The sequence below is a fragment of the Sphingobacterium sp. DR205 genome, assembly GCF_011064245.1.
Lineage (GTDB): Bacteria > Bacteroidota > Bacteroidia > Sphingobacteriales > Sphingobacteriaceae > Sphingobacterium > Sphingobacterium athyrii.
In genome coordinates this window covers 393,755-416,611 of record NZ_CP049333.1, presented here as the reverse complement: position 1 = coordinate 416,611, position 22,857 = coordinate 393,755, and the positions used below count along the sequence as shown (strand labels likewise).

The window sequence follows — 22,857 nt, the reverse complement described above, 5'->3', positions numbered from 1 at the left end:
CATTTATATTCACACCGACAGGGATTATTATATTCCTACCGACATGGTTTGGTTTAAAGCCTACCTGCTCGAAGATGGAAGCCTGCCAATACAGTATTCAACCTCTATATGCGCATGGCCAATGACGAAGGAATAGAATTTCAACGATCTGTCGCGATGGTCACCGAGGGCATAAGTGCAAGCTTTTTTATTATTCCTCCAGACTTCAAAGGAAACAATATTTACATCAATGCTTACGCACGAAATCAGCAATGTTCTGTGCAGAAACCCTACTTTAAAAAATTAGGCGTGTTGCATTTCGATAAAGAACAAAAATCAGCTTCTCCCAGCTCCAAATCCAAACAAACATTCCTATATATAACCCCCAGTGGAGGACTATTATTGAGCGGAATTGAAAATCAGGTCACATTTCAAGCGCTCGACCAATCCGGTTTACCTTTTATGACAAAGGGGACCTTGCTGGACGATCAAAACAAGCAGATCACGACATTTGAAACCGATTCAACAGGACTAGCCGAAGTAACCTTCACCCCATCGACGTCAGCCCTCTATAGGATCGAATGGGTAGACCCAAAAGGGGATCTTCGAAGAAACCGGAAAAAGAAGGGGGATCTCTTTTGGTTACAAAGATTTTCAAAAACTTGGGTTCAAGTACACCGAAGCCGAAATGGATTCTCTCGGTAGGTTTACAGTGCCCAACTTAATTGTCTTTGATTCTATGGACACGCGCGTCAGCCAGATCCATTCTTTATTGAAATTTTATCCTTTCAAAGTCAATTACACTTTTGTAGACCCAAACAAATATAAGACTCCTTTTTACATCCCTATTTCTAAAGCAGGTCAAAAGCCAGGATATTCTGAACCGCAGGAGCATACAAATTTTAAGAGCTATTACTATACAGATGCTAAAGGAAATCGCATTCTCCCAACTGTTAATGTTAAACGCTTAACAAAGAGACAACGTGATATCTCACTTTTAGAACGTCGATTCAAGCTGCAAGATATTCCAACCAATCTCGAACCGGATCAAATATTGCTTCCATTACTAGACGAGGAAGTCCAGAAAAGAGACATGTCCTTGTACGATTATCTCCGTCGACATTTGAATGGATATAATTACGTGACTTATCTAAATGGACAGAGAAAACGTGATCCAGACCGAGCTTTTTTAATGGTCGACGTTTCTAACTATGCCTATATCAAATGTTATCGCTCATTTCCGCCTGCAAACGGAGCCGCAGCAGTCTTAATTTTCGAACTAGCACCATCAGAAAAAGATCGAGATTTTGGTAAATATATAGACGAACAGACCATATTGGGTTATATGCCTATCAAGCAGTTCACCCAACGCGACTATTCTAGTGAGATTGACAAGGAACTAACGCCAGAGGATAATCGCATGACACTCTATTGGAATCCATTTGTCTCCATAGATAGTACTGCGGCATCCAAGCAGATCAAATTTTTCAACAACAGTAAGGCCAAAGGGTTCTGTATTACTATCCAAGGTGTCTGCAACACCGGTCAGCTTGTTTACTATCGCCGTATCTTCAATAGTCCAAGATCTGAACGCCCAGAAAAGTAGGAATACGATTCACTTAGCCTATGGTTTTAGGATCCCGTCGAAATACTTGTTGGATTAGAATCCTTCGGTTACTCATCGGAAGAACCAAAAAAATCCCCAGAAAGTCATTCACTCGCTGGGGAAATTCAAATCAGACATCTTATCCCGGTATATGGATTAGCCGGGTTGTCTTTCCTTTTCTAGATTTAAAAACGGATTATTTAAGCAATATTGGGGCATATCCCGCAGCTCTAAATTCCGCCAAATGCGTTGATGTCGCACCAGCGCGCATTGGCTCCGTCATAGTTATGCGGACATACCTGGCTTTAACCATCGATACATTATAATCATGCCATACTGCTGGGCCAGCCGAATCAAAAAATAGGTCTTTACCAACCATAGTCCAACTCGCTTTGTCCAATGACGTTTCAATATTGAATGTTTTAAAACCACCTGTATTATTATTATGTCGCCGTATCATTCCAAACTGCGCAAAACTTTCCACTTTCCCTAAATCAACAATAAACCAATGTGGGTAGACCGGATTATTTGACGAAGACCAGGTCGAATGCCAATATGTTCCAATATCACCATCAATCAACGAGCTCGCTTTCCCATTTGCGGCCCCCTCCTGGGATTCGGTCGAAGATACCTCTGCAGACCAGGTCGACCTACTCAACAACGTGGGTGCCTTTACTTCAGCATCTTGTACGGGTGAGGTCAGTCCGTCCGTTTCTATTGTGAAGGTAAAAGCTGTAGGCTTACCTTGAAGGTCGAATAATAATCTTTTTTCGACATCTGTGCTGTTATCTATCCGTACCGTTTTCGACTGGCCATTCAATTGGTAATTCACGATAATAGTAGCCGGATCCTTGCCCAGATTTGTCCAAGCCAGCCCCCCATTATTCCCGTCCATAAAGGCAACCATTGTTTCTAGTATTCCTTTATAAGCCAATACTCCGGGTGCTTGCTTCCGCTCATCCACAACTGCTACTTTCAATTCTTCATCCATAGTTAAGATCTTGAAAGCTACTTCCTTGGTTTCGTCTGTCAGATTCGAGATAACGACCTCACTCTCTTTATTCGAATCAAAGGTTCGAACGACCTCTTTACCATCTAGCACATAGCTAATTTTTGTTGCAATGGCTCGGTCTGAAGTTTTAGGGAATACAAATTTTATTCCTCCGGGAACGGGTTCCAAAGTAAGTCCAGTAAGTTTATAGGCCGCTTCATAAGGTCCCGGCTTCAATGAAACCTTACTTAATTTTGATGCAGTTCCGTCCGAAGTGAAATATTGAACTGTAACCGTATAATCCTTATAATCTTTGAGAGTGATAATTGTCGGCTCATCAAATTTGCTCACTGTAATCACTTTCTCCTCAGCTCCCTCGGTATAGCGAATCTCTGCTTTAACGACTCGATCTGATAAAGCAGGCCAATGTATTTCTAATTTTTGGTTAAAAGCCGATACAAAAGTCAAATTTGTAGGCCTTGCTGTTGGGCGTGTCTCCGTCACAATGGTCTCTTGATCCCCTTGCTTCGGAAAGATAAGTTCCTCTTCTTTACAACTCCCCATACTTAGCAAAAAAGCTCCTAAAATGACATTAAATGCCCAGCTCATTTTAAAATTCCTTTTCATCTTTAAATAACGTTTATTCCACCAGTACGATGGAGCTTAGTTTATAATCTATTTTCTTATTGCTTTGGCAAGAGGAACTCTACTTCGTATTTATTTAAAAACACCTGCCCTTCCAATTTCCAATCTTTTAACGTCCGCACTTCCAACCAATAAAATATCTGTGGGAAAAAGTCTGCTGCCTGAATAAAAACTGCATTGTCGCCCAACTCACAAGGCACTACTTCAGAGGTCATTCTGGATTGGAAATCTCCACTAAGTCCCATTGCACTCTTACCCGTTACCTCATTCTGAATCGATCCGTTTTCAGTAGGAGACATCTTCCAATACCCTTTCAGGTTATTGGCAAAAGGAGATTTTGTCAATTCGTCCGTAGAACATAATGAGTTACGGATTTCATCTTGTGTAAAAGCCTTATTAAAGATGGATACATTCGACACATCAAAATCCACCAAATCATAGGATATATTTGGTCTATAGCCAAAAATCAAGGGATCATTTGTTTTGATATTGGCCACATTCATTCCAGATGTCGTCGTTTCTTGGGCTAATGTCCCATTGTTATAAATCTTGATATTTACTTGGTCATTTCCGATCGATTTGATGACTGTGGTCATGGTATACCACTCGCCATTGACTTTCGCTGTTTGGCAAGTAGCTTCCTTAACACCATCACTGATCTTCACTTGCAAATCATTTCCCCAAGTAAAATACATCCAACCTGGAGTACCCAACGATGTATTCGAATCCTTGCCGAATATACCGGAGTACCAATAGTTATACGTATTTGGTTGATAGGTCGATGAAATAATGGTATTATTCAAATTAAATCTGAAGCGGGCAGAAATCGTTAATTCTTTTGTGGTTGCCAAATCATAGTCGCTCGAATTACCCAAATTATCACTGACAGCCCTTACACCCAGCGGCTTATTTCCAGTACCGTCGTATCCCCACATCCGAACATAGCTCATAGGTTTTCCGGTTAGTTCGGCCCCTTTAAAGTTTTTATTCTGAAATATGGCAAAGGTATTCCGTTCTTGCATCGTTTTACCACCGTAGGAACTTCCAACACCCCCATGATTTGACGTTAAGATAATCAACCAGTCTTCATTTTGATAATTTTTGCGTGCAGCCAGTCCTTTTGTTATTTCACCAATATAACCATCAACTTTCTTTAGGGCATTCGCATAATCGTTATTGCTCATTGTAAACCCACCTTTTTCGCCCGCTTCCAATAACGAGGTGAATTGTACGATCATACAATCCGTATTTTTGGTATTAAAAAGGTCTAGCACCTTTGTCTTTACATCTTCGTCGGTCGCTCCATTATAGGTTTCATTCGCGCTAACAAGCAGTTTGTCATTCATTGTCGCCGACCGTGATACAACGGTCGTTTTCAGTGAAGGTGCTATTGTAGCAATACGATACAACATGGACGGATAACCGGCAACATTTTTATGGGGATCATTTTCATCCGGTTTCGGAATAAAAGAGTCATCATTAATTTGGTGATTGGAATAGGTCACTCCACTCATCATGGTCATCCAAGACGATGGATCACTGGTATTCTCATCGGCCAATGCACTAAAGGTATACTTACTTGTCTTGAGCAACTCTGCCATATTAGCGGGTACACTCTTTTTTAATTCCTGCCCGACCAAGCCGTCCACGGAGATAAAAAGCACCTTCCGTTTAACTGCTTGTTGCAGATTCTGCTCATAGTCTTCATAAACTGCGGGTGGGTTAGCATATTTTGTACAGCCAACCAATAACGACACCGCACCTACGACAAGCACTAAGGCTCTCATTATATTGAATAATCTTTTCATAACTTAAGTTTATATATCGTAAAACACCCCTAACTCGGCAATTGCTACGTGTATATCTCCACCAGTATTTGGATCCGGGAACACAAATTTCACGTACTGCGCCTCCACGAGATTTGAAAAAGTAAACTCTTTCATTGCTGCATTCTGAGCCGTTGTTTGGGAAGCGCTACCCAACGCATATTGCCCCATATCAGTCCAGTTTTTGTTGTCCTTGCTGATAAAAACGTTAACCTTAGTCGCGAAGGTTGAATTCGCTCTATTTTTATAATAAAAGCCTTTAAAGACATTAACTTCCTTCATATTCATGGTTAATTCCACAGGTAAAGTCGTCGGGATAGAACAGCCAGACCAGCACGTATGCCAATAGGTATTTGGATCGCCATCCGTCATTGCACTAAACTTACCGGTACTTTCGTTGGTTGCTGTCGCAACATTGGCCGTAAATTCAAACAAACCGCTAGGTAAGAAATAACGCGGTTGCAATACGCCCTCGCCCCCTGTAAATGTCAATGGATTGTATTCCCAAATCGCGCGATCCATTGGTGGATATTTCTCACGCATTTCACGTTTGGCCGAGCTACTTACCGGAATCCCCCAAGCGATAAAGAATCGATTAAAGTCTTTCCCTGTAAAGTTACATAGCTGGCGATAGAAATAGTCTCGTTTACCTTGATCCAAAGAACTTGTAAAATTTTCATTCCTCGCCTTACTATAGATATAAGGGAAAAAATCCCATCCTGACTCCCCATTTTTACCCTTTGTCTTATCGAAAATCTGAAGAAATGGCGTTAATCGTGCAAAAGGATCATCGGCATCGATACCCAATTCTTCAGGGAAATTGGAAAAATTCTTCGCCGAGGTCAGCGCAGCAAATTTCAGGGCCGCAGGAATCGATGTCTTTAAGGCATGAGCAAAATCAATCCGAGAAGTCACACCGCGATTGCGTGCCGCATTAAAAATAAACAAGTTGTTTGTTGTTTCTCCCAAATCCGACCAGCTCCAAGCCCATGTTGCTTGGTAATTATGTCCAACCTCATGATACGACCCCCATGAAGTTCCCTTTTTGATCGTGTTTGGATTTGTCAATTCATCCAACCAATATTCATCCTCCTGCATTATCCATGGACTACCGCTATGGGCATAACCTAAGGATGGATGGATATCCATCACACCTCTCTCCCAAAATTCCGGATAGCGATTTTTTGGATCGGCGGCATCTGCAGACAATCCCATCCAATTGTAATAATCTTTGACATAAGTATCGTCCCACAAACGCAGCGCTTCATCCACCTGATCCATTTTTCCCGACTGGATGAATTTAACAACCAGTGAACGCGGAACGGAGAAGGCAACGCGCTCCCCGATAAGATCCATCCAAGGTACATCCTGCGATAAAACCTGTTTTTTCCAATCGGCCACCGTAGACTTCCCTAAAATAAAATCTGTGGTTTTAACAGCACCCGCTACCTTAATATTGACGGGAGTCGCACTTGCTTTCTGATTTATAATCCATATGGTTCCACCATACAAGTTTTTAATGTAGTTTGTCCCCGGGAACAATTCCTTTCTCGTGAACAGAATTGGATCCCTACGTGGCGCATCTTTACCTGTTATATTATCTGTATGTACACCTATCTGTACCGTCATGCCAACGGCGCCTGTAGGTACTGTAATTCGAATTACCTCTCCTGCGGGAGCATATAGTCCTGTTGTATAAATCGGCGCAGGTGTCACGCTGACCTTAAATTCGTAAGATGACACATACTTTCTATTCATCAACATAGAAATTGTGGTATCCTTAATACGGGTCACATTTTCCCCGACCAAACCGGGATATATTCGCGCTTTATGGTATAAACTTCTATCGGCCTTACCCATCGTCGTGTCTGTCACCAAGGCTGTTTCCGTGGAATCTCCAGATTGATATCCGTCTGGAAACTCAATACCATATTTACTGCAGGAAGAGGCAAAGGCCATCAACCCAACAAATAATCCAAAAACTAAATATCTCTTTCTCATTAGGTCAAAATTTGGTTATTTTCTAATTTGTGTATAGTTTGGCGTCCAGCTCTTGCCGTCCAAATTCCATGATGATTCTACCGATACGCCCAACCATTGAAAAATCATAAAGGGAATATCTACGGCATTCGGCACTAGACGATAAAACGATTCCTCAATTGGTGGTTGAAAGAACGGCACCAATTCATTGAAACTTGTCCAGGAAACCGGGCCCGTCAATTTAAAATTGCCGGCTCCCTTCCCCGTTTTCTCCGTCAGAAGAGTAGTATTGACATCTTCATATCCAGGCCAATATCCTTGAAGATTATCCCAGAATGGATACGTTTCATCAATATGAGTCACCCCACCGTATCGCTTTACTTCTTCGGCCGAAAAGGCTCGATTATAAATCTGTACATTACAGATCGAAATATTACAACCTGTATCTCCATCCCCTGGATTGAAGCCTAAGGTCAAAGGGCTTGTGTTATCAAGATTATTCCCATTGGCACCTACTTGAGAGGACTTTCCTGACACTGTCGCGTTTGTTCCGTCGGTATACACATAAACAGAATCCTGAGTCCCACTCCGTTTAATAACAGCGGTCAGCGCATGCCATTCACCATCATTAATACCGGGACCGAATGCTTGCCCTGCAATTGAGCTATTAAAACCCCAGTAATTTCCTTCTAAAAAGAAGTTCCAGCCAGCTCCAGTAAAACCAGCGACACGCTTTGCAAAAAATATCGGGTAATAATAATTAGAATTAGCGACATTGTATTTCAAAAAGAGGGTCATCGTCCAATCACTCCCCGTGCCCATATTAAATTTATTTTCATCAGCTAATTTACCAATGACCTGATTGTTGCTCGCATAAGTATATCTCGTCGCATTTGCCACAAAAGGAATATCTTTAGAATTGGGTCTTGGCACAATTTTCCGCGCAAACTTTGGCGAGTAGAATAACGTATACGTATCTCTTTTACTATCCCCATAAGGTGTAAAATCGGTCACCGGATCCGTAGATGCCCCCCCCTGAGCGGAAGTAATGATCACAATCCAGTTTTCCGTATTGAAGCTCGCTCTTTTCTTGATCGTTTCCCATAAGGATTTAACCTGCTTGTCCATTACGTTGACTGCAGCGACATATTTTGCATCCGCGGCGGCATAAGCTGATGATTTCCCAGCTTTATCAACTTCCGTCAAATGGATAACATTTAGATCGGATTCGGTATTTGACAACGACGTGTTCGCTGCAGTGACCACCGCAACATCATTACTTTCCACCTTAACTTCGGCATCATTACCCAGGGTAGCACCATACTTTGCGTCGGAAGTGAAAAGGCTCGATTTACGGCTTGTTGCATTTTGCTTCAATTTCGTAAAAATCGTTGGATACTTATTCAAGTCAATCGTGCTTAAATCTGTGCCGACGACTCTATTTTTAGCACTATTTACACCGGTCAGAATTGCGGCGGTAACCGATTGATTGGTTACCTCAAAATCCGTTGTCGGATCAGCTAGACTACCATAAGTCACCAAACCGTTACGCGCCATCAAATCGATATTCGTTGGAGCAATGTCCTGCATGGCAGGACCAGAAAGCCCATCAACGATAACCAACAACACCTTATCACGACTTTCTGGACTATCCTTTGCTTCATTGAAATTCTGCAACAAATTCGGAAAATCTTTATTACAAGCACCTAATATTATTAAGGTAGCAAGAACTAAAGAAATATATTTCAAAGTTTTTAAATACTTAATCATAACCAGTTTCATTTATTGGGTTAATTCTTGATTTCCAAACGTAGGAAGTTTCCTACTGTTTTTTGCCCATATTGGAGAATACTTCCTCCAAGCAACAATGCGGGTTCGTCTAAAGAGGATTTCGTTTCGATAACCTTAGCAAGATCGCCAGTGAATGGTCCCAATGAATTATATTTTTGCAGTAATTCGCCATTTTTTTCCAAGATCAATAAATTGGCTCTTGGCACACCAGCATAACTTTCTTGCGTTCCTTCAACAATGACTTGTCCGTTATTCAATATCTGTGCATAATTAATAATTCCAGTACCCATATCCTGCAGAATGAAAGTCTCATCAATTGTTCCATCTGTATTCATCAAGGCAATATTATTTACCTTTCCTGAAGCACCAGCACCTGCAAATATGCCCGAAACAGCTAATTTTTTCAAGGTACTATTATAGCTTACCTTAAATAATCGCGTAATATTTCCTTTTAAGGTAAAGGTCTCATCCAATGAACCGTCTGATTTGATACAAGCAATTCCGTTGGCCGCCTTACCATTGTAAGTCGTAAATGCGCCGACGATGACAACACGTTCATTATCAATCATGGCCGCATCCATGATCTGTCCATTGGCGCCGGAGTTATTCAGCGCAAAAGTAGAATCCAGTGAACCATCCTCTTTCATGCGAATGATACTCTTCGCGGTCGAGATAATATATCTACGGGAATCACGAGAAGAATAGTCGTAGTCAATCCTATAGTGCGATGTAAAGTTACCTACCGCAATTACCTTATTATCCGCCACAGTAAATGTTCTGATAATCATATCGTTTACACCTCCATTAAAGGCAGACACCGTATCCAATGAATTTTTCGGGTCATTACCCGGATTGATCACTTCTACAATCATGGAATCAATCTTACCATCATTATTGATACGGACAATGTTATTTACCGCTCGTTTTGCAAAAGTTCCCAAAGCACCAGCAAAGATAAATTTACCATCGCCTGTCTTTGCGATAGATCGCACAAAACCGCCTCCGAATGCCCCTTGGCCAAATTTCATATTATCGCTTGTCTTACCATTCGCATCAATAAAATGTACCCCATTGCGGTAGACCTTTTGATTTTCTGGAACGTTTAGCGTAATTGCTTCATTTTCGAAGTTAGAGAAAGATCCAGCTACAATAAAACCACCCGCATTCGGTAAAATATCATATACTCCGCCTCGAAATCCGTTTACCATGCCATAGTTTTCGTCTACAGAAGTATTCCCCTCAATTTCCAGTCGTGGGCCATAAAAGATTTCTTCACCCACAACGATTTTGGCATTTCCGGCGGTAATCTGCGCCGGTATTTTAATCGTGACCAGTGAATCTTTCGCCGACACCACCTCTACCGCTGTGTTATTCACAAAAAAGTTAATTTGATCTAATTTTCCTTTCAGGCCTTTTACATAAAAATCCACCAATTCACCAGGTTTGGCCGTTCCTGGTTCTGGATAGTTGATATAAAATCCGACTCCCAGTGGTTCTTTACCTCCTGCGTACGGATCTGTTCCGGTTACGATATCCTTGCTACAAGCAGCACATGCGATTAATGCTACAATCAGGACAGCTATTTTGGTTATTAAATTTCTTTTCATAGTAATATCAGATCGTTATTTAGGGAGCACCCCCAACAAGTAAGCCTCATCTGCAAATTCGTAATTCTGAAATCCGAAGGAATGTTTCGAGAATTGCAGCACATGTAATACACCATTGGTCGGTTGAATATCCGATGTTGCTACCGGTGCTGTAATATAAGGGACAAAATAATCCTTAATCTCATCAGGCACACTAAAGGAATACGGAAAATTCAAATAAAGTTGACGATAACCCGCATATTTAATGACCTGTGTCCCCCCAGAGCTTTCATTTTTACTGACAACATCATTATAGAGCACACCAATATTCATATCGCCATCAGCTAGGTTTTTATATACCCCACCCGGAAATGCAGCCAAGTTTAGTGTATCAATCTGACGATAATCTTTGGCTACATTTTTACCTTTAAAAATATACCTGGACAGGTATTTTCGCCAAACTTCCGGTCTGATTTGCTCCAGTTTGGTGATAGAATCCTGTCCTGAACGGAATAATGTTTGATTCAACAACCACACCGACTTCAAAATGCATGGATCGGGGGGAGCAAAGAAGGTTACTTCATCATTTTTGAGTACAGCATCCAATTTAGCAACTTTCAATGCCACCATTAGGGTATCAAACAAATCAGGTCTTGATTCCAGATAATTCCAGATCGTACCATTAAACTTCGCTTCATGAACACCCGTATCGATATAATCTTCTTTTTTACACGCCGAAAACAACGAAACTGCCATCAACAGTAAAAAAGTATATTTCCAAATCTTTTTCATGATCTATTCCTTTAGTTCCAGTAATTATTTAATTGCATATAAGGGTTATTTGTCCGGGCAGACTTATCAATTGGCCAGGTCCAACCACCCGAGTTAAAGGCTGCAACCGACATAGGAGCACTTGTGTATTCCGAATTGATTACCTTTTTCGTACGCACCAAGTCATAAAAGAAGTTTGCTTCTCCTAAGAGCTCTCTGACGCGCTCCCACCAGATAGCATCTTTCAAATCATCCCCACTGTCTCGAATAGGTGCTGCTTTAGCACGTGTACGAATGACGTTGACAACAGTTCTCGCTTCTTCATCTTTTCCCAATTCAGCCAGGGCTTCTGCTCGTAATAAAATTGGGTCAGAATAGCGGAATACCATCTGGTTATCATCGGGATTGTTGTTTTCACCTTCTTCCATAAATACGTTGGAGAATTTTAGACATTGAAAATCTCCATTTGTCGCATAGATATCCTTATCAAACCAATACACTTTTCGTTGGTCATCCTCCGTTGGTGGATACATTTTTTCGATAAACTTCGGGTCGTAATAGATATAGGACTTGGTTGTCACTTTATTCGGCGCATGGAGCACATAATCCGAATAGGCTGCCGACAAGTGAAAACTCTCTCCAAAATTGAAGTTTTGGACAATCTCAAACAAACCTTCTTTTGTCCGGCCTTTAAAGATTTCTTTGGTTCTACTTAAGTCCAACAAGGTATAGGCTCCCCCATTTTCTTCCATCAACTCTTTGCCTAGATCAGCGACTTTCTGATAAAGCACTGTTTTATCATCCGTTCCCAGTCCTGCGATCCACATATTGATATGCATATTAAGTGCGATTGCCCCTCCCCGCATTGCTTTCACAGCTACTACAGAAGGGTCATCATAGGTCCAAGGCAGATCCTTATAAGTCGCATCCAAATCTATTGAAAGATTCTTCAATACGGTGAACATATTTGTCCTCGGCAAGGGATTCGTATTTACATCCGTATAATAAGGGACATCACCATACAAACGCACCATGAAAAAATAAGCTAAGGAACGTAGGAAAACAGCCTCTGCCTTATAGGTTTTTTTCATATCCTCACTAAGGAATGGCATATCTTTATTTTCCAATTGGTAGATGACAATGTTCGCATTTTGTACCATCTTATAGAAGTTGTTCCATTGCGTAATTCTTAGAAAACCAAAATAAGAGAAATCATCTTGTCGAGCCATCAGACCATTCAGGTCATTGTTTTTAAGATAGCTGATATAATCCCTGTCCGATCCACTCGTAGCACTTGTTCTGTTTGTCGGAGCACAGCGCAAGTCGCCTGATGCCGGAAAAAAGATATTCGTCATGGTTGCTTCTCTGAAAGTAGAATAGATACCCCCCATGTACTGATCGACATCTGCTTGTCTGGTCCAGTAATTATTTCCCGTTAATTTGTCAATCTGAGTAATATTTAGGAAGTCCTTTCCGCAGGAGCCCAAACCTAGGGATGCTCCCAATATAAATAGATATAAAAATTTCTTTCTCATGTTGTCTTCGAACTTAGAATTGTACACTTACCCCCAATGAATAGGTTCTTCTACTTGGATAACCGTTTGAGCCATCACGTCCCACGCCTGTTACCAATTCTGGGTCTGGCCCTGAATAGTTACTGAATGTGTACACATTGTTTGCTGTCAGGTTGATCCGTGCAGATGATACGCCAAAACGACGTGCCCATCTTCTGTCAAAATTGTAGCCTACCGTGATCGTGTTAATTTTCACATAAGAACCATCCTCCATAAACATGGTTGAGTTGTAACGATAAGGATTATATAATGTCAAACGTGTAAAATCCGAAACATTGGGATAATCCGCATTGTCACCCAATTGGCGCCATACATTATAGGCATCCAAGGGAACATAGGCTCCAGGGGCCCCATCACCGTAGTTTTGTCCGCTTGGATCCGAATAGTTACGGAAGCGATCCGTCAAGGCTGTATTAAGGATATCACGGTCTATGGTATAGGATAACTGCGTACGCAAAGACCAATTTTTATAGCGTGTATAGAGATATAGTCCTCCTGTAATTGCTGGCTGCGAATTACCGACATAAACTAAATCATTTTCGTCAAGCACATAGTCGCCATTTAGATCTGTAAAAATAGGATCTCCGGCACGGAAGAACTTACCTTCATTCATTTGTCCGCCAGCTCTGTAGCGCAGTCCCGTTAGCGGGTTCACCGGTACTTGATCATTTGAGGTATAGACCCCTTTATAATCATATAAGACAAAAGTAAATGCATTACGCCCTAGACGAAAGAATTGAGGAAGGTCATATCCTGATCCATCCGCCTGTACCAATTGACGTGCTCCATCCGGCAATGAGGTTACATAATCTCTATTTATCGCAAACGTTGCATTCGCATTCAGTTCCCAATCCGAGTTCGTTAATTTTGGTCGATATTGAATACTCAGCTCGTGTCCTTTGTTCACCATTGCTTTCTCGTTAGTCAATACATTTGAAAACGCGTTATGATTTGCAATTGGTTTTTTATCTAAAATCTTATCTGATTGCTTGTAATAAGTTTCGTAAGTAATATAAAGCGAGCTATTGAAAAACCCAAGCTCTGCTGCGGCAGACCATTGTGTTGTCGATTGGGGTACTAAGCCCGTATTGGGGGCAATATCCAGATCTAATGATGTGGTTGGTCTATTGTTGTAGCGACCATCATCAATCTTATACCAACCGTATATGTCAGACAGGGTCCCCGCTGGTGAAATTGTCCGACCGACCGATCCTCTCAAGAAACCTGTATCCCACCAATCCATATTTTCCATAAATTTCTCTTTCTTGAAATTCCAACGTAAGCCCGCTGAAGGATTTTTGGTCCAAGGTGTTGCACCACCGGTCAATGAACTACCATCGACACGGTAGGTCAAATCAAGAATATACTTTGAATCGTAGTTATACGAAAAGCTCCCTGCATAAGCTACCGATCTAAAATTATTCAATGAGTTTAACAAACCTCCAAGCGTATTTCGTGTATTGTAGCTAATTCCCGTTTGAAATTGATCATTGGCCGTTCCGCGAATCTTCGACAAGTCTTCAGAGGATGCGGATATTTCCATTTCCGTAAATCCATAGACACTAAAAAGATGTTTCTCTTTAATTGGCTTGACATAGGACAGTTGATTCCTGTTATAGACTTTACTTTTGTTACTATAATAACTGTATACTTCTGAAGAGTTCCCTAAAAGCACCTCTGGTGTATAACGATCTTTTGTCGAAGTTGTATAGTTATAGTTTAAGGTGACGGATGCACGTACATCTTTAATAGGTACGTATTGCAATTCCAATTGCCCTAAATAATTCCCTGTTTTATTCTGATCATCCACGCCCAATGCCGATAACGCCCCCATACTTCCAGAAAATAAGGAAGGTGAAGGGTACAGCGAGGTTGTGTTAACCGATTTACCTACCCCCGTCTGCATCAACGCATTCCCTGAGCCCATCTTATTTTGCGCCACATTGACATTGATATTGGTCATCATCCTAAAACGGTCACTCGGTTCATACTGCATATTGGAGGTCATTGCATATCTTTTAAAACCCGTATTGGCAATGATCCCATTTTCATCATAATAGTTCATATTGGCTTTGTAGTTGAATGTTCGTTCTCCACCAGATATCCCAATATTATGCGTCTGATTCATGGTATTGCGGTAGAAGTAAGATTGCCAATCCGTTGAGTTATTATAATAGGGATTCAGGGAATCGGCCAATATTGGGGAATCATTGATACGGCGCAGCGCTGCGGCCAATGTTGTATCATTCATCAGGATTTGCTCCAAACGAACCATACGTTCTCCTTTACCACCGATTACGCGACGCAATTGCGGTACTGCGGACAGGAAAAACTGACCTTGATAATTTACGATAGGCACTTTCGAATTCCCCCGTTTGGTACGCACCTGAATAACACCATAGGCACCACGCGATCCATACATTGCTGTTGCCTGCGCATCTTTCATGACCGTAATATCTTCGATATCTTCTGGCGGAATCATAGAAATGGGCGATACACCGGGGCCGGCTGTCTCAAATCCATATTCATAACCCGAGTTATCATCAATAGGGACACCATCAATAACGAATAAAGGTGAGGTCGGTGTTACAAAGGTATTGTCACCGCTACCCGAAACATTAAAGTTGGACATCCCCCGGACGGCCATTGTTCCGCGCATTCCCGGGCTGCCTGTATTGTTCTGAATATTTAAACCCGCAACCTTACCTTGCAAGAGGTCAACAAAGTTTCCCGAAGGAATATCCTGTATTTCCTTACCGGAGATTGTTACTACCGACCCCGTCAATGTCTCTCTTTTACGCTGTTGGTACCCCACGACAACAGTCTCTTCCAGTTCTTGTGCGGTACTTTCGAGGGTCACATTGTATTCCTTTTTGCCAGCAACAATCGTATACTTCTCCGTACGATAGCCCTGATAGGAAAATATCATCACCCCGCTGTTTGGGACCGAAATCACAAATCGCCCATCATCTCCGGTTTTTCCCAGATCCCGTTTAGGGTTTTCTAAGCGTATAGAAACGCCACTGAGCGCCCTATTATCGTTTCCTTTCACGACACCCTTGACCATGGTTTGGGCCCATGCCTCCCCCACAAACAAGGTGCAAATGAAAGTTAATATTATGCTAAATTGTTTCATAATCTTTAAGCTAATTAGTCCGTCCATCATCAGTCAAATTTTGGCGTTTCATTGGTGAAGCGAAACTGGATCTCCCAATCTCCTTCTTCGTAGATCGCAAATGGCATCTCAATCCCACAATCTTCAAGAAAACCAAACTGCCCTTTTCTGCGGAATTTGAAATTCATCACGGCATATGTACCATCGCTTGACGAATAATCAGTTTTGATCGGTGCCAAGGGAATTGGATAAGCAACATCGTAGATGACCTTGCCATTTTCAAATCTGTGGTTGAAACCATGTACTAATTTACCCCATTCTGTCGCTGCAAATTTCTTTACATCTATTGGACGGTTTAACGAATCCAAGAAACTTATGGTCAAGGTTCTACTTCCCGCCCCCTTGCTTTCCAACTTATTGAAATACACATTAATTAGGCTTGGATAAATATATTGATCAGTTCGTTCACCATACAAATTGGTTGTCCTGCTGGGATGCGTATAAGGAAGGGGCGATAAACCTGTCACTGGATCCATGATGCTTGGTTCAAATGCACGCTCACGATAAGGCTTTAATTTGAAATTCCGCAAATATCTGCGTCCACCAGTGTTACTGATTTCGATATCAAATACATAGCCTGAATCTGGCTGTGCTTTGACAAAATTTGAATTTACGGCCTGTCCCCAAAAGTTTATATTACCTGATTTCTCCAGAATCTCAAGAATTGGGCGATATTCTACCTTACGTTTACTTTCAATTTCTGCAATGGATTTCTCCTCACCACTATATGACTTTGTCCAGATTTTTACCGGAAATTTATCCTCAAAAAGTGTTGAAAGCTGTCCATCAATATCACGCACATTTACAATCTTGAAATTGAGCGGTTGTGAGGTATTCTGCCCTATATTGACAATATTATTATAGAATGTATTTCTTCCTAACAATGGCATAAATTCGTTGGTGCTATACACCACGTCGGTACCCAGTGAGTCTTGGTCATCCGGAATATACTTATTACATGAGGCCAGCATGAAAAGTCCGATCCCGAGCACCAATAACTGTTTTGCCGATTTAAATATTTTCTTTTCCATGCTATTTGTTTAATAATTTAGCGAGTTTACTAAATCCGAAATTATGGCTTGGAGCCAGGACATGTAACATCCCGTTGTGGGTACGGATATTCACCACAGATGTCGCACTTTCCTGCCAGTAGCGTTGAAAAATAGACTTATTCATATCACTCAATATGATCTGTTGTTGACCGCCACCAATGATACCGGAAGCAGATGTCACTTTGTATTTTAAGGTCATACTATAATCGTCAATGGCTTTAATCACCTTTCCTTCCACAAAATCTCGCAAGTAGGGAGTATCGTATTCACCATCAAAGGCATAATGGTAAGTTAATGAATCAAGTATCAATTGGGGAATTTCTTCGAGGTAAAGTGGAGATCTGTTTCCCGCTTTTCGTACACCGTTCATGGCATCCAAAGCATTGGTAAAACTGCTGTTCGTCATGGCGAAAAAGGTCGTTTTGACATTGGCATCTTTCAACTTTGCACGTACCGAAGGAACACGATCCAAGACTAACAACAAGGAGTCATAGGTATTACCTTGTGATTCCAAAAATTCCAATGAAGTTCCGTCAAATTCGGTATACTTGACCTGAAAATCTTCGTAATAGGTATTTCCTTTTTTACAACCAGCAATGCCAAAGAGCAGTACGATTAACGATAAGCCTAAAAAAATATGTTTGTTTTTCATGATTATCTATTCTATTATTTCCAATATGAGTTTTGCACCAGTTTGGAGTTTCTTTCCAATACATCCGAGGAGATCGGCCAATAGATTCCACCTTTCTGAATTAAATCGTTCATGACTGGATTATTTTTCTTAATCTTTGCCAGACGTATTTGATCGTACCATCTCCAGCCTTCTCCCATCAATTCCCGTCTTCTCTCCAAAAAGATCTCTTCCAATAAGTCTTTTGGCGAGTTGCTGATATAGGGCTTTAGGCCACGGCGCTCTTTAATCACATTGAGGTACTTAATGGCATCATCACGCTGATTGAGTACAGCTTTTGCTTCTGCTTGCAGTAAGTAGATCTCTTCAAGGCGGGTAAAAACCAAGTTCGATCCAAAAATGGAAAAATCAGAATCACCATTACCATTACGGATGACTTTGATTTTACTAAAAATCGGGATATCGCCGTTGTAGTTGGTAAAGTAATTAGTCCGTACCAATCCCGACACCGAGTCAATACCGAAACGCGTGTCGTTGACGTCATCAAACAATTTATTGATCGTGTCTCGGCTCACATAGATATCCGGTTTAGCTTTGGTGACAATTGGATAACCCAAAGTCAATGATTCGATATGCCCAGTATTCGTCGCTTCACCCAATTCGTAGGAAGAGCGAATTGCTAAGATCTGTGCGCGCGTACTTGGCCCAAATAGACCATCAGCTGGATTCACCAATTCCGGTGTTGTCAACAATTCAAGACTCGCTTGTGAATAGTTGTCGATAACAAATCGGGAGTATACCTCGGAATTGATGTATTTGCCCTGCCAAGCCGCTACGTGTGCCAACAGGGAATAGGCTGTAATTTTGTTGACCAATACGCCGACCCAAGTAGCATAACTTTCGCCATAATAACTTTGTGTTCCGACCGCATAACGGTAAGGTAAATCCTGCGCCGCGGCTAATAGTTCGGTTTCCGCGAAAGCTAAAACAGTCGCTTCGGTCGATCGCGCAAGTTCCACAAAAGAACCGTTATCATACGAATCTTTTAACAATGGAACATCACCCCAGATACGGACCATATAGAAATACATCAGGGCACGGATTGTACGTGCTTGTGCAACATCAAACTTCATATCGCGCTCTGTATATCGCTTATCTTTGGCCATCACTTCTGGAGCCCGTTCGATAAAAAGCGATGCCGCATTGATGACCGCATAAAATCTACGCCAGTCTGTGAGATCTTTAAGTAAAGGATAAGCTGATCTCAATTTATTTTCTTGGACGACACGAAGATCGGCACGGGAATACGGTGTGAAATCACCGTAGCGCATCTCTCCATACACCCAATGCCCATAATTATCAACCAACGCTGCCCGCATCAGGCCATAAATGCCCATTAGGTGCGCGCGTGTATCAGATATGGATTGCCATTCCAGTTTCTCGGAGCCGAGATTGGATGCAACGATATCCAATTTTTTATTACATGAGCTCGTAAAAGCAGTTATGCCCATTGCCATCAGTAACATGACCGTCCATCGATTATATCTTTTCATACTCTTTCTACTATTAAATTATTACAGCTCTAACTTAACGCCTAAGGAAACCATTGGAGACAATGGTAGTCCATAACCTGTATAATATCCATTAAAATCTATCAGTTCGGGATCCGCTCCTGAAAACTTGGAAATCGTCAATAAATTGGTACCTGCAATGTAAACATAAGCTCTACGAATGGTCTTCATCTTGTCTTTCACATTGTTCAATTGAGCAAGATCGTAGCCTATCGTCAAGGATCTCAACTTTAAGAAAGAAGCATTTTCCAAAAACAGATCTTGATCCACACGGTAGGCAACAATCGGGCTCCAAGGATTATAAATCGGGTATTTATCCAAATCAACATCTTGCTGCCAATGAAATACTTCGCGAATCCCATCCAATGAATTGGTGCTTTCGGTATTGATGAAATTATACTTATTTGAAGCGCGTTGATTCAAGGCCTTATGCCCAAGCGCAAAATACCATTGCATATTCAGGTCGAAACCTTTGTATTTGAAATAGTTTTGAAACGAACCTGTTAGTTTTGGCATAGCATTACCTTTCAAGACACGATCTTCATCATTGATTTTAAAATCTCCGTTTTGGTCTTTCCAGATCGGGTCTCCCGCGGCAAAATCCACTCCGTCAAACTGAAGTTTTTGACCGTTCTGTACGGGGATACTCGCCTCGGTATCATAAGATCCTTGATTTTCGTACAACCAAAACTGATCAATGGCCTCGCCTACTTTTAATAGGCGATTACCCACTTTCAATTGCTTGCGCCCTCCTGGAAGTGCCGTCAATTTATTTTGATTATAATTTAGATTAAGTGATGTATTCCATTGTAATGTCTCAGGATTAGACAATACTTTTGCCGACAGGTTGACATCCACCCCAGTGTTTTTTACACTTAAGCCATTAACAATTTGTCCAGAATAACCATACTCAGCAGGAATTGGTGAATTAATCAATTGATTTACATCTTTCTTTTGGTATAAGGAGACTTCAAAATCAATTTTTTTCTCCAATAAGGTTCCATCAACGGTCAATTCAGCATGATCTGTGTAAGGCCATTTGATATCGTAACCTACCCAACCTTCTGAATAAGGTCTGGATGCAACGGCGAAACCATTATAGGACACCAAGGATTTTTCGGATCCCCAATTTAGATCTGCGGTATAATTTGGGCCAATGGCAAATTTACTCGTAAATACTGGTTTCCCAATTCGCGCCCAGGAACCCTTTACGCCTAAATGGTTAAATAAGTTGTCCTCATTTTCGGGAATCAAATGATATTTCGCAGCGAATGACGGTGTCATCAACCAACGTGAATCAGGTTGCATTGTTGAAGAACCATCATAACGTAATACCGCATTTAAGTCCAAGAGATTTTTGTAGCTATAATTGGCAGCCAAATACAGGGAATGCAATCGAAAATCCTCCCGGTTACTATAACGGTTCACATATAACCCACCTATTGGTGTCAAATACCCCTCCTTATTAGGATCACCATTTACCACGTTAACCTTGATAAAATCATTAGGTCCATCATAGGCACGTGCATAATTGTAACGATACAGATCTTGCGTATAAGAAGATCCTAAGGTCAAATCCAACTTATGCTGTTCTTGAAACTCCAGATTATATTCCAAACGGTTGTTATACACCAAACGCTGATTAAAACCAAAATAACTCGACATATAGTTATTGGTTTCCATCAATGAACCAGGGAAAAAAGCTTGTCTTGCACCCTCAGAATAATCAATTCCTAAGGAAGTATTAAATTTTAGGTTCTTGAGAAAATAAAGATCCAATGTTACCAGCGAATTTAAAAAATTGACCGTATTCTTATCCAAAGCCGTTTTATAGATATCTAGATACTGGGCATACATTTCCTTATTTGGTGAAATGGGCACCGATAAATCAGGTACATAGGACGCTTCACCGAATCGATCTCTGAGACTGCGGTTGCGATCTCTTAAACTACGGCTTGCATTGATTGTCGCGCCAAAATTCAACCATTTGAAGGGCGCCATATTAACGTTAAACAGGGCATTATAGCGCTCAATATTTGTCTTGTCGACAGAGCTTGCATTTTTGGTGTAACCACCCACAAAGGAAAAATTCGCGCGATCATTACCCCCACGGATACCAATGCTTCCACCGTAAATCGGCGTGGTTTTATAATATTCTTCATTCCAATTGGCCGGTCCATAATAATTTACATTGGTCGAATCACTGAGATAGCCCGGATAATTCAAACGGTCTGTTGCAGATCCATATTTATTATAGAATATCGACCGGAACATATTTTCATACTGGGCATTCACTGGTGTCACTACCGGTTTTGTGGCTAGTCCAACATAGGTATTAATGGAAATTTGGCGTTCCCCTGCTCGACCAGGTTTGGTCAGGATCCAAATTGCTCCATTAGCTGCTAGCGGTCCAAGCCTTGCCAATTTAACCGGATCTTTTATCACTTCGATAGACTCTACAGTTGCGAGGTCAATACCTGCGAAGTTGTCGGTTCCAGGTCCAATACGATTGAATTGATACTGTTGAATGGAGTAAGCAAAGTTGTTGTCTCTTGCGATGGGTATTCCATTAATAAATACGCTTGGTTGTACATTAACGGCGTCTTTGATTTCAAACAATGGCGATCCTAACCCGCGAAGCACCATATTCTTTGGTGCACCTGGTTCGCCTGTCGCTTCTTGTACGTAGAGACCGGCAACTTGCCCTTTCAAAACCTCCGGAATACTGACAACAGGTAGTGTTTCAACGTTTCTTAAGTTTAGACTGTCTTTGACACCCTGCTTTTTCAACAAAGTAGCCAATCGTCCTTTAAGCAATCGCTTGTCAACCTCATTGATTTCAGAAGTATCTTGTTTTGAGGCCCAAAAGTTAAGGTGATTAGCCTTCGCAGCTGGAAACATAGGGACAAGAAATAAAAAACAAAATAGTCTTTTCATTCGATTTATGTCTTTAGGCATTAAAAAAATTGGTGTTATTCGGCTAGCAAATAAATTTAGTTTCGGCTTTAATAAATTTAGTTTCGGCTTTAATAAATTTGGACTTCGGGTCCTATTAATAATTGATAGTATGTAACAATGCTACAACAATATTTTTAAAGTCAGACATAATGGGATAAACGAAATCGATTGCGTAATCAAAACAAACGATTGCACAATTTCTTATGCATAGTCTATGAAAATAGTAGTTTTATAAATTTATAAAAAAAGCGGATCGCATCTTTATATTTAATTAAGAATCTCCTTGTTTTTAGTCAATATATTTTTATATTTATTTTTTAAAACCAATGGAAAATTATTCGCCATTTAGCGCATCTTAATCGAAGGATAGTCGCAATAAAATCGAAGGAAAAATTATAAGAAAATAGGAGTATTATCGCTATCTCGACATAGCTTTCTTTCAAATGATGCAGAAAATATGTTAGGCTATACTTTCTTAATCAAAATAACATTACAATAAAAACAGCTGTTAGCGATGACCTCCGTTTACATCATCGTACAGGCGTGCACACGTTTCGACCGCGGCCCTAGATTTTCTTTGCGTTTTAGAAAATTCATTTATAACTAATGCGGCACAAAAGGATTGGTCCGCATTAGTTAGGGATATTCAGTAAATGTTATAAAAAATGGTGGTCAGAATAATTTCGGTCACCATTTTTTGTTCTGTTATCCCGATCTTTGT

General features: G+C 41.0%; 14 protein-coding genes. 2 read left to right on the top strand and 12 right to left on the bottom strand.

Going from position 1 to position 22,857, the window contains the following annotated elements:
- Positions 1 to 114 precede the first annotated feature (114 nt).
- Positions 115 to 684, top strand: coding sequence for a hypothetical protein (locus G6053_RS01745; RefSeq protein WP_165305390.1), 570 nt, complete (start codon positions 115 to 117; stop codon positions 682 to 684).
- Entirely contained in the window at positions 668 to 1,585 is a 918-nt protein-coding gene (locus tag G6053_RS01740; protein WP_165305389.1) for a hypothetical protein, read from the top strand. Before G6053_RS01745 ends, G6053_RS01740 begins: the two co-directional genes overlap by 17 nt.
- A gap of 196 nt (positions 1,586 to 1,781) precedes the next feature.
- Here G6053_RS01740 and G6053_RS01735 read toward each other — a convergent pair whose 3' ends face one another.
- Genes G6053_RS01735 through G6053_RS01680 form a run of 12 tightly spaced genes read right to left on the bottom strand, consistent with a single transcriptional unit; the run spans position 1,782 to position 22,115 of the window.
- Complete coding sequence (locus tag G6053_RS01735) at positions 1,782 to 3,203, bottom strand: discoidin domain-containing protein (RefSeq protein ID WP_165305388.1); 1,422 nt, start codon at positions 3,201 to 3,203, stop codon at positions 1,782 to 1,784.
- 56 nt (positions 3,204 to 3,259) lie between these two features.
- The gene (locus G6053_RS01730; protein WP_165305387.1) at positions 3,260 to 5,029 is read right to left on the bottom strand and encodes an alkaline phosphatase family protein; all 1,770 of its coding nucleotides are present in this window, start codon (positions 5,027 to 5,029) and stop codon (positions 3,260 to 3,262) included.
- Between the two features lie 9 nt (positions 5,030 to 5,038).
- The gene (locus tag G6053_RS01725) at positions 5,039 to 7,048 is read right to left on the bottom strand and encodes a M60 family metallopeptidase (protein ID WP_165305386.1); all 2,010 of its coding nucleotides are present in this window, start codon (positions 7,046 to 7,048) and stop codon (positions 5,039 to 5,041) included.
- Positions 7,049 to 7,063: 15 nt separating this feature from the next.
- A complete protein-coding gene (locus G6053_RS01720) occupies positions 7,064 to 8,797 on the bottom strand; it encodes a LamG-like jellyroll fold domain-containing protein (RefSeq protein ID WP_165305385.1) in 1,734 nt (577 codons plus the stop codon).
- 20 nt (positions 8,798 to 8,817) lie between these two features.
- Complete coding sequence (locus G6053_RS01715) at positions 8,818 to 10,425, bottom strand: DUF5008 domain-containing protein (protein ID WP_165305384.1); 1,608 nt, start codon at positions 10,423 to 10,425, stop codon at positions 8,818 to 8,820.
- A gap of 15 nt (positions 10,426 to 10,440) precedes the next feature.
- A complete protein-coding gene (locus G6053_RS01710; RefSeq protein WP_165305383.1) occupies positions 10,441 to 11,196 on the bottom strand; it encodes a hypothetical protein in 756 nt (251 codons plus the stop codon).
- An 11-nt stretch (positions 11,197 to 11,207) separates the two neighbouring features.
- Positions 11,208 to 12,710: a RagB/SusD family nutrient uptake outer membrane protein gene (locus G6053_RS01705; RefSeq protein WP_165305382.1), complete on the bottom strand. Its 1,503-nt coding sequence runs from the start codon at positions 12,708 to 12,710 to the stop codon at positions 11,208 to 11,210.
- A gap of 13 nt (positions 12,711 to 12,723) precedes the next feature.
- Positions 12,724 to 15,885: a SusC/RagA family TonB-linked outer membrane protein gene (locus G6053_RS01700; protein ID WP_165305381.1), complete on the bottom strand. Its 3,162-nt coding sequence runs from the start codon at positions 15,883 to 15,885 to the stop codon at positions 12,724 to 12,726.
- Between the two features lie 29 nt (positions 15,886 to 15,914).
- On the bottom strand, positions 15,915 to 16,955 hold the full coding sequence (locus tag G6053_RS01695; RefSeq protein ID WP_165305380.1) for a DUF5007 domain-containing protein: 1,041 nt from the start codon (positions 16,953 to 16,955) through the stop codon (positions 15,915 to 15,917).
- Between the two features lies 1 nt (position 16,956).
- A complete protein-coding gene (locus G6053_RS01690; protein WP_165305379.1) occupies positions 16,957 to 17,628 on the bottom strand; it encodes a hypothetical protein in 672 nt (223 codons plus the stop codon).
- A 14-nt stretch (positions 17,629 to 17,642) separates the two neighbouring features.
- Complete coding sequence (locus G6053_RS01685; protein WP_165305378.1) at positions 17,643 to 19,160, bottom strand: RagB/SusD family nutrient uptake outer membrane protein; 1,518 nt, start codon at positions 19,158 to 19,160, stop codon at positions 17,643 to 17,645.
- Positions 19,161 to 19,181: 21 nt separating this feature from the next.
- Positions 19,182 to 22,115, bottom strand: a complete 2,934-nt coding sequence (locus G6053_RS01680; RefSeq protein WP_165305377.1) for a SusC/RagA family TonB-linked outer membrane protein — start codon at positions 22,113 to 22,115, stop codon at positions 19,182 to 19,184.
- Positions 22,116 to 22,857: the final 742 nt, after the last annotated feature.